Origin of the sequence: Pedobacter terrae (genome assembly GCF_036946585.1) — a bacterium.
Taxonomy (GTDB): domain Bacteria; phylum Bacteroidota; class Bacteroidia; order Sphingobacteriales; family Sphingobacteriaceae; genus Pedobacter; species Pedobacter terrae_C.
Map to the genome: position 1 here is coordinate 114,598 of NZ_JAQIIV010000011.1, position 12,673 is coordinate 127,270.

At 37.1% G+C, this 12,673-nt stretch carries 14 protein-coding genes; 3 read left to right on the top strand and 11 right to left on the bottom strand.

All coding sequences use genetic code 11. The annotated features are described in order from the left end of the window. Positions 1 to 23 precede the first annotated feature (23 nt). The gene (locus PGN18_RS15230) at positions 24 to 974 is read right to left on the bottom strand and encodes a hypothetical protein (protein WP_335320425.1); all 951 of its coding nucleotides are present in this window, start codon (positions 972 to 974) and stop codon (positions 24 to 26) included. Between the two features lie 542 nt (positions 975 to 1,516). On the opposite strand from PGN18_RS15230, the gene PGN18_RS15235 reads away from it, so the two are divergent. Both PGN18_RS15235 and PGN18_RS15240 read left to right on the top strand, forming a co-directional pair. Beyond that, complete coding sequence (locus tag PGN18_RS15235) at positions 1,517 to 2,230, top strand: DUF72 domain-containing protein (RefSeq protein ID WP_335320426.1); 714 nt, start codon at positions 1,517 to 1,519, stop codon at positions 2,228 to 2,230. 323 nt (positions 2,231 to 2,553) lie between these two features. Next, on the top strand, positions 2,554 to 3,468 hold the full coding sequence (locus tag PGN18_RS15240; protein WP_335320427.1) for a Ppx/GppA phosphatase family protein: 915 nt from the start codon (positions 2,554 to 2,556) through the stop codon (positions 3,466 to 3,468). A 54-nt stretch (positions 3,469 to 3,522) separates the two neighbouring features. On the opposite strand, the gene PGN18_RS15245 is transcribed toward PGN18_RS15240, so the two are convergent. The 10 genes from PGN18_RS15245 to PGN18_RS15290 all read right to left on the bottom strand — a co-directional run bounded on the left by PGN18_RS15245 (position 3,523) and on the right by PGN18_RS15290 (position 11,681). Next, the gene (locus PGN18_RS15245) at positions 3,523 to 4,200 is read right to left on the bottom strand and encodes a carboxypeptidase-like regulatory domain-containing protein (RefSeq protein ID WP_335320428.1); all 678 of its coding nucleotides are present in this window, start codon (positions 4,198 to 4,200) and stop codon (positions 3,523 to 3,525) included. A gap of 52 nt (positions 4,201 to 4,252) precedes the next feature. After that, the gene (locus PGN18_RS15250) at positions 4,253 to 4,819 is read right to left on the bottom strand and encodes a Maf family protein (RefSeq protein WP_335320429.1); all 567 of its coding nucleotides are present in this window, start codon (positions 4,817 to 4,819) and stop codon (positions 4,253 to 4,255) included. Positions 4,820 to 4,887: 68 nt separating this feature from the next. Next, a complete protein-coding gene (locus PGN18_RS15255; protein ID WP_335320430.1) occupies positions 4,888 to 5,274 on the bottom strand; it encodes a hypothetical protein in 387 nt (128 codons plus the stop codon). A gap of 102 nt (positions 5,275 to 5,376) precedes the next feature. Beyond that, complete coding sequence (locus PGN18_RS15260; RefSeq protein WP_335320431.1) at positions 5,377 to 6,207, bottom strand: universal stress protein; 831 nt, start codon at positions 6,205 to 6,207, stop codon at positions 5,377 to 5,379. Positions 6,208 to 6,696: 489 nt separating this feature from the next. Beyond that, a complete protein-coding gene (locus PGN18_RS15265) occupies positions 6,697 to 7,224 on the bottom strand; it encodes a KdsC family phosphatase (protein ID WP_335320432.1) in 528 nt (175 codons plus the stop codon). A gap of 79 nt (positions 7,225 to 7,303) precedes the next feature. Beyond that, positions 7,304 to 7,546, bottom strand: coding sequence for a Fe-S cluster assembly protein IscX (gene iscX, locus PGN18_RS15270; RefSeq protein ID WP_090499518.1), 243 nt, complete (start codon positions 7,544 to 7,546; stop codon positions 7,304 to 7,306). Between the two features lie 87 nt (positions 7,547 to 7,633). Then, positions 7,634 to 7,966, bottom strand: a complete 333-nt coding sequence (locus tag PGN18_RS15275; protein ID WP_025143142.1) for a 2Fe-2S iron-sulfur cluster-binding protein — start codon at positions 7,964 to 7,966, stop codon at positions 7,634 to 7,636. 40 nt (positions 7,967 to 8,006) lie between these two features. Next, complete coding sequence (locus PGN18_RS15280; protein WP_335320434.1) at positions 8,007 to 8,771, bottom strand: Rossmann-like and DUF2520 domain-containing protein; 765 nt, start codon at positions 8,769 to 8,771, stop codon at positions 8,007 to 8,009. Between the two features lie 4 nt (positions 8,772 to 8,775). Beyond that, complete coding sequence (locus tag PGN18_RS15285) at positions 8,776 to 11,241, bottom strand: heme lyase CcmF/NrfE family subunit (RefSeq protein WP_335320435.1); 2,466 nt, start codon at positions 11,239 to 11,241, stop codon at positions 8,776 to 8,778. A 5-nt stretch (positions 11,242 to 11,246) separates the two neighbouring features. Continuing rightward, the gene (locus PGN18_RS15290) at positions 11,247 to 11,681 is read right to left on the bottom strand and encodes a cytochrome c maturation protein CcmE domain-containing protein (protein WP_335320437.1); all 435 of its coding nucleotides are present in this window, start codon (positions 11,679 to 11,681) and stop codon (positions 11,247 to 11,249) included. A gap of 254 nt (positions 11,682 to 11,935) precedes the next feature. On the opposite strand from PGN18_RS15290, the gene PGN18_RS15295 reads away from it, so the two are divergent. After that, the gene (locus PGN18_RS15295) at positions 11,936 to 12,616 is read left to right on the top strand and encodes a hypothetical protein (protein ID WP_335320438.1); all 681 of its coding nucleotides are present in this window, start codon (positions 11,936 to 11,938) and stop codon (positions 12,614 to 12,616) included. The last annotated feature ends 57 nt before the right edge of the window (positions 12,617 to 12,673 follow it).

Genomic DNA, 12,673 nt, shown 5'->3' on the forward strand with positions numbered 1-12,673 from the left:
TCGGCTTTTTTTTGTTTTTAATACTAATCTACAAAATTGTTGTAGGCAGAACGCATACTATCCTGGTGGCGGACCAAGTCTTCAATATTATAATCAGTTAACTGACCAGAAGCTGAAGCATCGCGCATCATTTTTCGTGCTGCAATTAAATAGTCATTTAACCTTTCATTAAAATTTCTAAAATAGCCGTCCTTACCAGGATATTTGGTTGCATCTGGTGCAGCCATAGCAGCATGTTTTTGATGCTGCTCCTCAAGCGCCTGATAAGCAGCTTTCGCTTTACCCTCTATCGATTTATAATTTTTATTGCTTGCCATTAATTTGATAAATGCGGCAGTCGCACTGCGGTCATCCTTTAGCGCAAATATGTATTCCTTTAAGGGATGCGTCTTCAAAATTACCCGCTCTGCATCATCGCCAATCAGGTTTAGTTTAGCTAAAACCAGGTCATCGTGCGTATAGTATTTTTTACCCATGCCATAAATAGAATCGACCAAAGCTTTTCCTTTAGTACCCTTATCATCTTTCCAATCTTCAGCTTTGATATATTCATCTAAAGATTTGTATGTTTCTTTGATTTTATCCAATAAACCGGTCATAGCGGTTACATTCTCTTTAAAAAATTTCTGATCATCTTTGTTTAAAGCACTGGGTGGGGTATCAGGCTTTAGCTTGCTTCTATTAATTGTTGGTATCGAAAAAGGCTGGATCAACCCAATAAAAGCAAAATGATCATTTGGATTTTGCAATCCTTTTTCAATTTTAATCATGTTACTTTCAATACGTTTGATGTAATCGTTATTTTTATCCGTAAAACTCACCATCACATTATTATATTCAATAATGGCATTTACATCTTTTTCATTTGCTTCGGCATAAGCAGTTTTGGCGTTGTTTTCTTTTTTCTTATCATTTTTACACGCAGTAGATGACAATACAAGCGCAAGGGCTGTTAATTTCAAGATCGTTTTCATAGTATAAATTGTTTTCATAATTTGATTCCCGATCAGAGCAATTTTTAAACCAAAAAGTTGTAACCACTTGCGCGTTTTATAATTTTAATAGCTTTTGGTTATCTTCCAAGTAATTAAACTGATTAGGACTAAGTTTACCAAAAACATTAAAACCTGAACTCGATTAATAAAACGCCTTTATAGAAGATTTTCAAGTAATGTTTTCAATTGAGTTTGTCACCCTGACCTGTAGCGCAGCGGAAAGCTACGAAGTAAATTTATTTCAGGGTCTATCAAGCAAGAAAGATGCTGACCACGAAGTAGCTACAAGGCAATTTAAAAAGCTAGCACTACTTGTAAAACAAGTTCAGCTGACGATAGGGATAGAGAAAAGAATACTAAATTAACCGCTCTATTTCCTTATTAACCTTAGTTTAGATTTTCTGGGTAAGAAAAACAACATTTATTTAAAGCTATCTGCATATATTGGTATTTCTCTGATCCTTTTTATAGCTATAGCTAATGGCTCATAAACCTTTCTACCTGATGCCTGTTTTTTATATATGAAATGGAGAATTGGTTGTTCAGGCTTCTATTACCGAGAATGGAAAGAGGTTTTCTATCCGAAAGGTTTGGCGCAAAAAAATTGGTTTAAGTATTATTGTGAGCATTTTAATACCATAGAAATTAATTCTACCTTCTATAAAATGCCGCCTCAAAAATCATTTGATAAGTGGTACGATGAAAGTCCGGATGACTTTTTGTTTACCATTAAGGCGCCACGGTTAATTACGCATTATAAACAGTTCCACGAATGTGAGCAACTTATAGATGATTTTTACGAGGCCATTCAAATCGGACTAAAGGAAAAGTTGGGCTGTGTACTTTTTCAGTTTCCACCAAAGTTTAATTACAGTGAAGAACGGTTAAATCTATTGATCGAAATTTTAGAATCCGATTTAAAAAATGTAGTAGAATTTCGCCACATCAGTTGGTTTGATGAAGAGATTTATAAAAAATTAGCTAAAAACAAGATCACCTTTAGCGGACAAAGTTATCCTTCTGCTCTACCTGATGATGTAATTAGGAATACAGAAACTATTTATTACCGTTTTCATGGAAAACCTGTATTGTACAAATCAGAATATGATTTGAAAACGATTCAAGGTTTCAAAAGTCAGATTAAAGAGGGTGAGGAAGTATTTGTTTATTTTAACAATACCTGGGGCGTTGGTGCATTGCATAATGTAAAACAATTGCAGCACTTAATAAAATAGGTTTATGATGGAGTTAAGCTGTTACCATCTGACTCCTTCGATCATATTAATAAATCGGGTAAAGATTGTTATTTTGTGTTAAGAGTGTAAGCGGGTAACATCTTATACCACGGGAATTTATGGAAACCTGACAACAGACCAATTTTTTATGCCCTTTGCTATCTTGCCAAACCTATTAACGTAAAAAATAAACCTGATAGCCATGATAGTTCGGTGTACTAAATTAATTTAGCACTAACATTAACGAAATTTAATGGATAGCAGGACTGCAGCTCCCGAAGAAATACTGTTTCTGCTTTCCAAAAAAATAAAAAACAAATATTATGCGTGTTGCCGTTATCGATCTTGGAACCAATACCTTCCACTTACTTATTGCTGAAACAGCAGAAAGCCAGCCAGAAATTTTATATAAGACCAATGTACCTGTTAAATTGGGAGAAGGTAGAATTAACGATAACATGATCATTCCGGCAGCCTTTGAAAGAGGGATTAATTGTCTGAAAGATTTTGGTAAAACCATCACTGAATATCAAGTTGCTATAGTTAGGGCCACCGCAACTTCAGCGGTTAGAAGTGCAGAAAACGGAAAAGATTTCGTAAATGCAGTAAATGAAAGAACCGGGATAAAGATCGAAACCATTAGTGGTGATGAGGAAGCTGAATTCATTTACCAGGGTGTAAAACTGAGCGGTGCTATACAGGAACCATCATTAATTATGGATATTGGTGGCGGCAGTGTGGAGTTTATCTTCTGCGATATCGAAAAATTAATCTGGAAGAAAAGTTATAACATTGGTGCGGCACGGTTAATGCAGAAATTCTTTAAATCCGATCCGCTTTCCGATTTTGACAAACAGCATATTCTTTTCCACATCCAGGAACAGTTGGAAGATCTTTTCAAAATCTGTGAAAAATATAAACCCCAAATCTTAATTGGATCGGCAGGTGCATTCGAAACATTTGCCGAATTGATTACTGAAAAGCAGCATCAAAATATAATGATTGAACAACTAAAAACTTATCAGTTTAATTACGATGATTATATCGACGTTGCACTGAAGCTGATCAACTCTACACACCAGCAGCGCGTAGAAATGACAGGTATTATTCCGTTGCGGGTTGATATGATTGTGATTGCCGCTTTAATTACGAACTATGTATTAGGCAGGGCGAAAATAAACAGATTAATGCTCTCCACTTATGATTTAAAAATGGGTGTATTGGCCGGTCTGATATAAAAATGATCCATCAGCAGATGGATCACCAAGAATATAGCGTATGTTAATTTAGTATTATTTCTTCTTTGGTGCCATCAATACTCTACCCATAATCATCGGTTCAATTTTCTTAAGCTCAAGGATATTTTGTTTTTGTTTAGAAAAATCGAGGGTTAGAAATGCTGAATAACGTAGGCTCTCTACCATCAGTTGATTTTTACTGATATTAAATTTTTTATCCAATAGGATTTCGTATCGGCCATTTTTATCGGTTAAGGTGGCATATTTTGTATCTAAGATAGATAATCTAACTCCAGCGATTGGCTTTTTATCCGCTCCAATAACATAACCATATATTTTTGCGGGCACAACCGGCTTTTTATCATCGGCTTTGTAGCCAATCGTTTTTGCGATTTCAATTGGTGTTTTCAACTTCCCGGCCTTTGCATCCGTTACAAAGATGCTCATGCCAATGGCTAAAACACCAAGGTACCTCATCCAATCTCTATTCCTTGTTGGAACAACAGTTAAATGATAATTGAGCTGGTTTAATTGGTTTTGACTTATTCGACCGCATACAGCAGAAGCTGCATTTGTCAGCACATTGATAATTTCGGCATTGGTATAACCCGAAAAATCAATTACATTTTTACTGCAAGCTGAACAAAACTTAAAGCCTTCGCCTTTTTCCATTTCATCCCAGTTTTGGGTACAGGGTTCAGCTATGGTCACTTCGTTAATTTTGTTTTTCATCAGGCTAATTTTCATAGATGATGAAACTTTCAGCCGGATTCCACAAGAAGTTTTAAATAAACTTCAAAAGCTCGTTGTAAAGCTTTTCTGTTGGCAAACCCATTACGTTTGTATAAGAGCCTTCTATGCGTTCTACTACAACAATACCCCACCAATCTTGCACGCCATAGCTACCTGCTTTATCAAAAGGTTTATAATGATCGATATAGAAATCAATTTCTTCAGCTGTAACTGCCTTGCAGTAAACGATAGTGCGGTCATAAAATGAATATATCTGGCCTCCTTTAGCGAGCGTTACCCCTGTAAAAACCTCGTGTTTACTGCCCGATAGCTTTTTCAACATTTGCTGTGCATGTTTCCTATCCTCTGGTTTACCTAAAATTTCACCGTTTAAGGCTACAATGGTATCTGCAGTAATCACTATTTCACCATCACCGTTAAAGGCCCTGGCCTTTTTTTCTGAAATGTAAACAGCTATTTCTGCCGGACTTAAATCTGATGGATAGCTCTCATCTACATCTTTTAGCTCAACTTTAAAATTTAAGCCCATAAGTGTTAAAAGTTCTTGTCTACGGGGTGATTTAGAAGCTAAAATGATTGGTGGAAATTGAACTGACATATCTTAATTTTCCGCTAAAATAATAAAAGCGACCTTAAGCCGCTTTTATTATTTGTATTTTTCAAAGATTAATTATTTCCGCCACCCTGTCTGCGTTTTTCCATTTCGGCACGCATTTCTTTTTGCCAGGCTTCGTAAGCTTTTTTCTGATCATCTGTTAACACTGCAGTGATTTTCGCATCGTTATCTGCGCGCATTTTTTGCATTTTCTCTCTCATCGCATCTCTGTCACTGCCCTGCATTTCTTCGCGCATTTTTTTCATGGTTTCAGCCTGCTCTGTAAAAACAGTGGTCAGCTTTGTTTTCTGATCATCAGATAACTTTAATTTTTCGTCTAAGAATTTTACCCTTTCTTCAGGTTTCATCATCATTCTGCCTGGTCCACCGCCTTGTTGCGCATTAGCGAAACCAGCTATACCCAGCATTAATCCGCAAATCATCATTAATTTTTTCATGTTGTTCTTTTGTTGTTTTTGGTCCAAATTGAGCCTATTGGAGTGCAAAAGAAATTGAAAGTTTAACTGCGCCATGTAACTTAACTGTTGCAGATTCATAAATCAATCTTTCAACAATAATACCGGAACATGCGATTTAATGGTTAACTTTTGAGAGACACTTTCGTGCAGTAAGCTTTCAAAAAAACTATATTTCTTTGGAAGCGCGATAATTAACTGGGCTTCTTCATTTTTGGCAAATTTTACAATTCCCTTAATGGTATCGGGATGATCAGCGTAGTGATATGCAGGTGAAAAATCTTTGAGCATTTCGTGTAAAATCTGCTCCTCATCCTGGTTAACAGCATCACCTGAATTAATATTAAGTACCAAAAGTTGTAGGGCATGCTTGCTTAAGATATTTTTTAGGGCCTGCATAGGTACCTCCTCTTTAACCTTTTTAAAATCACAGGCTAAAACGGCCTTACGGATGGATTGATAATCAGCTTTAGGCGGTACTACTAAAACCGGCACAGGACTGGATTTGGAAATTTTAATGGCATTTGAGCCAATATCACTTTCATCTTTGGCTTTTTTACCATTGCTGCCAATAATAATTAAATCGATTTCTTCTTTATTAACCCGCTCGATGATTGATCTCAATATCGTCTCTCTTGTTAAAGAAATCTCGATTTCGGCATCAGGATTAATCTCCAACATTTTCAACTTCAGTTTTTCAAGTGCTTCAAGCCTGCGTGTTGTTTCATCGGCAATATGTTCGTCTGTAGTAACCACTAAATCAGGAGTCGGCAGGATGCTTTCGTATGTCGAAACATAATAAGCATTCAGTAATATAATTTTGGCGTTCGCCATTGCGACACTCAATCTGGCTGCGTATTTCGCAGCATGATCAGCTGTTTTAGAAAAATCGACAGGTACAAGGTACTTACTCATATGATTAAAATTACATCTTTAAACCCTAATATTAATCAATCGATTGATTAATATTGTTAAACAAATTTCGTCTATAATACGATGTATTGCAAATTTTCTAGTGGAAGAATTATAATGGGAAGGTCATTCTGACTCTTAATTTCTTCCTTTCGACTGAAGCGCAGCGAAACGGAGAAATCTATAATATAAGAATAGATCCATCGACTATGCTCCTATTGACAGAATCTACAAGGCGTCACCTGATAGCGATCGGATCCCGCGTATGCTCGAACCAAGAAGTATTCAGCGAAGCTAATCTTAAAGCGCTTGCACGAAGATAATTCATGAGTTCTTTTTTATCAGCATTCATGAGCACCACGTGATTCCCAATCATGTTGAGAATGACGATTTCTTGAGGAATATTACCTAATAACGGTTATAATAAACTGATCACTAGTCAACTAATGACGAATGAACCAATGGTAACAACTATTGAGCTAAGAAATAAACCTATTTCCCCGAATCAGCCGCATTTGGATTTTCATCATGCCATCTGCCCTGTACTTTCATCACTTTCTCAATAATATCACGCACAGCAGTTTTGCCTCCTTTGTAAGGAGAAATGAAGGTAGATATCGCTTTTATTTCTTCTACGGCATCAGCCGGGCAGGTTGGAAGCCCAACAAGTTTCATTACTTTTAAATCAGGAATATCGTCACCCATGTAAAGCACTTCTCCTGCTTTGATACGCTTATCCTGAAGATATTGATTAAAGATGGCGACCTTATCTCCTGTTCCAAGGAAAACATCGGTTATACCCAGATTAAAGAAACGCTTGCCCATCGCAATCCCATCGCCTCCTGATATAATACAAATATTATAGCCCTTTTTAACGGCCAGCTGCATGGCATAACCGTCTTTAATGTTAAAAGTGCGCAACGACTGACCGCTATCAGTAACCTGAACTGATCCATCTGTAAGCACACCGTCTACGTCAAAAATGAACGTGGTGATTTCTTTTAATTTCTGAAGGAACATTTTCTAGTTGGGAGTTGAGAGCCTGGAGTTGAGAGTTGAATGGAGCCTCTAAACTCCGAACTCTTTACTCCAAACTAAATTACTGGTTATCTCTCCATTCGTAAACCCAGGCAGATTGAATTTGCTCCAAATGGCCTTCATTGCTTTCTTCACGGGTTCCTTTAAAGTTGGGCAATGATAAAACCCATTCTAAAAGTTCGGTAAAGCGAACGCGGTAAATTTTGGCTTCCGTAAAATCATCGCCAAATTTCTCATATAAAGACATGGCGATATCTTCATAATCGTTCCAGTAAAAAGGTAAAGCAAATTTATCGTTGTTCATGTTTTGTTCGTTTGTTGTTGTAAAGTTGAAATGTTTTAATGTTGTAAAGTTCAGGCTCCAAACTAGGAACGCTAAACTCTAAACTAGCTAGTGCCCCATAAAACCAGACTGATCAGGAATGGTCACTTCGATATCGCCGTTAATGACTACACATTGGCAACCTAAACGCGAAGTAATTTTCGGACGAACAGCCCTATCAATAAAGTCTTCTTCTTTATCAGAAATCTCTTCGATATTATCCATCCCTTTGGTTACATATACATGGCAGGTACTACAACCACAAACACCTCCGCAGTTGTGTTGTAATTCGATTCCATTATCCAGGCAAACGTCTAAAACAGATTCACCAGCTGCTATTGGCAACTCAATAGATTCGTGATCTGCCTCTTCAAAATTTATTTTCAGTTTAAAAATGCTCATAATTATTTTGCAAAAGTAATAAGCAAAAGCCGTAATTATGCTATTTCAGCGTTAATTTTATGCTATTGCTCAATGTTTGATAAATGTTCTGCAATTCGGGCATATCGCTTAACATGCTCAAATGCTTAGATAAAGTACTTTCATCAGCCCTGATTGCCGGCCCGGTTTGCACATTTTCTGGCAGGTTACTCATTACCTTATCAGCTGTCTCTGCAATTAAAGGCCTGATGATGTCGAAATCCAAACCGTTCTGACTTAAAATTTTATTAGCCAAAGCGTAAAGGTGATTCGGGAAATTACAGGCAAATACGGCTGCAAGGTGTAATACTTTCCGCTTCTCGCCATTTAACCCATACACCTCGCTACTCATTTTGGCAGCGAGATTTTTTAAAACCGATAATTGAATTTCACCGTTTGCTTCAATACAAAGCGGAACGTTTTCAAATGAAACCTCTTTATCTTTTGAAAAAGTTTGCAGCGGATAAAAAACGCCGGCCTGCTTAACTTGTGATGATAAAATATTAATATCGGTAGTGCCAGAGGTATGTACCACCAGGCCAGTTACATTTTTTAATGATTTAGCAACGCTTTCAATGGCATCATCCTTTACTGAGATGATATATAAATCAGCATCTTGTTCAACATCACTAAGATCATTTATGCCTTCAGCTCCTATCAAATCAGCTAATGATTTTGCATGGTCTACATTCGGGCTGTATACCTGTATTACATCTTCATCATTAGCTTTTAGTGCTTTTGCTAAGTTTGTGGCAACATTACCCGACCCCAGTAAAACGATCTTCATGATTTTATGCGGTTTTGGCCTCTTTTCTCCTCCTGAAAATTGAAAGTAGGAAACCCACAACCATGACAATGGTACCAGCCCAGTATAAATTGATGAAAGGAAATTCTATCGCTTTGAAAACTACCCAATCTTTAGCCTGCTGTGGTTTCTCAAAAATTTGAAGTTCTACTTTTTTCTCATCTGGCAATACATTCGAAAAACGGAATTTCAGATCTAATTCATCTATCTTACGTGCAAAATCGAATGTATTGTTTCCTTTTATCAAGAAAATAGGCTCTGTATTGTAAATTTTTCCTGCAGCATTAACCTCTAAAGGTAAACCCACAGCATAATCGCCCTGAGCCAGCGCTAAATCTTTGGCAGTAGGTTTTCTATCCAGTTCTTTAACCGTAACCACTCCGCTCGAGGTATGAATGGTATCGCCTACTGAAACCTTAACAATACGTGGTGCCTTATAATTTTCATCATCAGAATGCCCTTCATGATCATCATGAGCAGTTTGTTTAACTGCTGCACTGGTAATGTGTGTGTACACATCATAGGTAAGATAATGTTTGGTATCAGGAGAAGCAATTAAACCCATTTTTTCATTGTCCTGGGTATGAGGGTGTAAATTAAAATCTTCCTTAACCTTACCGTCTTGATCTACAACCTTAAAATTAAGCGTATAATAAGTATTTGGGGCCTGAGTAGTATCGCTTACATAAGTTACCGTGTACTTGCCCATTTTTTTAGGCTCATTTTTATACAACATGATATTCTCGCCAGGCTTCTCTGTTTTTTCAAAATCCTTTACCGGAATGAAATTATTCGCATTAATGGATAAAGGTTTATTGGTAGCGGCAGAAATTAAAGCACCTAAAATCAATAAAGCAAAACCGATGTGTGCAATCGCCGATCCGGCCAATTTTGCCTTGCCACCGAAAGCCTGATATAATACGGCAGCGTTAGAAAGCACTGCAAATAAACAACTGAAAGTAATCAGAATGTACATGGTATTGGTATAAACCTGAGTGATATATACCAAACCTGCTGTTAATACGATGGAAAAAATAATTACAGATACCAGACTGCTGTAAAATTTGCGCGGATCTGTTCTTTTATATTTTAAATATTGAGAGAAACCAGAAATTAAGGTAATTAATACCGCAAAAGGCGCCTGCCACTGGTTGTAATATTTTACAGCATCAATTGGAGGAGAAAAGTTAGTTCCAAAGGCCTTGTTAAACACAGGCACCGAAGTGGAGAAGATCACCTGAATACAGGCGATGGTTACTACCAAAGCACCGATAAACATCCAGAACTCGCGAGAGTAAGTTTCCTCATCTTTGGTTGTAATAGGCAATTCTTTCCATCTCTTAATGATCAAAGCAACTGCCAAAACAGCAAATACTACATTGTATAACACCAAATGACCAAACATCCCCATATCGGTAAATGAGTGGACTGAAGTATCACCTAAAATTCCGCTTCGTGTTAAAAAAGAGGCATACAATACCAATAAGAAACTTAAAAATACCAAAGCAATGGCGGTGAAATAAGCATGACCGGTGTTTTTATACGCGATCATGACGTGTACTGCACCGATTAAGGTTAACCATGGAATTAAAGAAGCATTTTCAACAGGATCCCATGCCCAGAAACCACCAAAATTTAATGCCTCGTAAGCCCAGAAAGACCCCATGATGATACCTGTTCCCAAAACCATTACAGCAAAAAGCGTCCATGGCATAGCGGGTTTAATCCACTCTTTATATCTTTTCTGCCACAAAGCTGCAATCCCGTAAGCAAAAGGAACCACCATACTGGCAAAACCTAAAAACAAGGTCGGCGGGTGAATCACCATCCAGTAATTTTGCAGCAATGGATTTAAACCTTTTCCATCGGTTATGAACTTCAAATAGTTTTTATAATTTTCAGGATTTGCAAAAACTACAGGTGCCTGTGCTTTTAAATCTATGGCATCTCTTAAAAGGATAAATGGAGAACTTCCAATCCGCTCGCCAAAAATCTCAACGCCTAAAAGCATAGAGGTTAAAAATACCTGAGAGAAGGCCACAACAGTCATCACAGGGCTTTCCCATGATTTAGCTTTCCAGATCAATAAAGCGCCCAAAAAGGACTGCCAGAAAGCCCACAGCCAAAAACTGCCTTCCTGACCTTCCCAAAATGCAGATATGATATAGTATACCGGAAGTTGCTTCGAAGAATGGGATTGAACGTAATAATATTCAAAATAATGACCCAATACAAGGTAGAACAAAATGGCACCGATACCGATAATACTGGCAAAATTAAGCAGGTATCCAATCCGGCCTAAGTTTCGCCAGGATTTTTCTTCTAGATTTTTATCGCGACTGGCAAAAAAATACGATATGGTTGATAGTAATGATGCACTAAATGCCAAAACAATAAAAAACTGTCCGATTTTACCTGGTAACAGGTGTTCGCCTACAAATTGAATATCCATTAAAATTAGTTATATTTTTTCTCGCCGTACTTCCCTACAGTGTCTACTTTGCCATCTTTATTAATCTCTACCAAATTATCATTATACTTGGAAGGGCATTTCATTAAAATTTTCGACGCGTAGAATTTGTCCTGATCCATTTTACCAATAAGTACCAGTTTTTCTGATTTTTCGAAATCCTGCGGTTTGGTACCTGCGTAAATAACCTCTCTTACCTCCCCTTTTTCATCCTTCATGTGGAATGAAAAACGGTTCGCATCTTTTACCGCGTCGTAGTGAGTACCCATCGATTTAACCCAATAGCCCATTACGTGCTCTTCTTTTTCAGAAAGGGCTGCCTGTTTAAAATTAGAATAGGTGTCGGTATTTGCGTTTAAGCTAAATAAAATTCCAACAGAAATTGCGATGGTAATCAATCCAATGATGGCACTTTTCTTCATGGTTATACTGGTTGTAAAAGCTGGCAACAAAGATAGAAAAATAGGCTTAGCCAGCATTCTTTTACATTTTTCTTGTCTTTATATTGACAATCAGCTGATTTTTGAAGCAAAATATTTTCTTACCATACCGGTATTTATAATCAATCTAAACGAATATTTTAAATCGTTTAAAAGTTTGTGGCGAAATTGCTAAGTTTGGCCTTTCAGATAACCATTCCTTTACACATTTACCGTAAAACATTAACCGGATTAATATGAATTTGAAACAGTTTTACCAACTTTTGTTATTTATTGCTTTAGTCCCGCTTTTAAGCTCCTGCTTTGAGGTCATTGAAGAAATTTCCATGAAAAACGATGGTACCGGCGACATTGTTTTGACAATCAATCTTAGTCAAAGTAAAACTAAGGTAGCATCAGTTATGCTATTAGATAGTGTACAGGGATACAAAGTGCCCAGTAAACAAAAAATACAGCAAGAATTAAATGAGGCAGTGGCCTATTTAAGAAAATCAGAAGGTATTTCCAACGTAAAAAGCACAAGCGATTTTGATAATTACATTGCAGCCATTAGCTTTTCTTTCAAAGATGTTTCCAATATCAATAACATCACCAAAAACATTCTCGCCCGGCAAAAAATAAAGGCGGCCAATACCTCATTTTATGCCTATAATAAGGCTACCAAAACCTTTAGTCGAAAATACCAGGTTACAGGCACTGCTAAAACGGAATTCAATAAATTGAAAGCCAAAGACAAAGCCGTTTTTAACGGCGCCACCTACACCAGTATCTATCGTTTTGAATCTGTTGTAACAAGTAGTAGCAATCCTGCATCAAACATATCAAAATCTAAAAAAGCAGTGATGTTAAAAAGCAGCATTACCGATTTAATAAATGGCAAAGTTAACGTATCTAATAACATTCAACTATCTAAATAACAAATAGCAGCTTGCCTGCCCATCTGCAGGCCGTATAGCGCATAGCACTGATCACCA

Bases quoted from the DNA above. Each gene is read 5' to 3' on its own strand.
- PGN18_RS15280 (WP_335320434.1), bottom strand. From the start codon at position 8,771: ATGAAGATCGTTTTACTGGGGTCGGGTAATGTTGCCACAAACTTAGCA.
- PGN18_RS15250 (WP_335320429.1), bottom strand. From the start codon at position 4,819: ATGTCAGTTCAATTTCCACCAATCATTTTAGCTTCTAAATCACCCCGT.
- PGN18_RS15285 (WP_335320435.1), bottom strand. From the start codon at position 11,241: ATGGATATTCAATTTGTAGGCGAACACCTGTTACCAGGTAAAATCGGA.
- PGN18_RS15245 (WP_335320428.1), bottom strand. From the start codon at position 4,200: ATGAAAAACAAAATTAACGAAGTGACCATAGCTGAACCCTGTACCCAA.
- PGN18_RS15295 (WP_335320438.1), top strand. From the start codon at position 11,936: ATGAATTTGAAACAGTTTTACCAACTTTTGTTATTTATTGCTTTAGTC.
- PGN18_RS15235 (WP_335320426.1), top strand. From the start codon at position 1,517: ATGAAATGGAGAATTGGTTGTTCAGGCTTCTATTACCGAGAATGGAAA.
- PGN18_RS15290 (WP_335320437.1), bottom strand. From the start codon at position 11,681: ATGAAGAAAAGTGCCATCATTGGATTGATTACCATCGCAATTTCTGTT.
- PGN18_RS15260 (WP_335320431.1), bottom strand. From the start codon at position 6,207: ATGAGTAAGTACCTTGTACCTGTCGATTTTTCTAAAACAGCTGATCAT.
- PGN18_RS15230 (WP_335320425.1), bottom strand. From the start codon at position 974: ATGAAAACGATCTTGAAATTAACAGCCCTTGCGCTTGTATTGTCATCT.
- PGN18_RS15255 (WP_335320430.1), bottom strand. From the start codon at position 5,274: ATGAAAAAATTAATGATGATTTGCGGATTAATGCTGGGTATAGCTGGT.
- PGN18_RS15265 (WP_335320432.1), bottom strand. From the start codon at position 7,224: ATGTTCCTTCAGAAATTAAAAGAAATCACCACGTTCATTTTTGACGTA.
- iscX (WP_090499518.1), bottom strand. From the start codon at position 7,546: ATGAACAACGATAAATTTGCTTTACCTTTTTACTGGAACGATTATGAA.
- PGN18_RS15240 (WP_335320427.1), top strand. From the start codon at position 2,554: ATGCGTGTTGCCGTTATCGATCTTGGAACCAATACCTTCCACTTACTT.
- PGN18_RS15275 (WP_025143142.1), bottom strand. From the start codon at position 7,966: ATGAGCATTTTTAAACTGAAAATAAATTTTGAAGAGGCAGATCACGAA.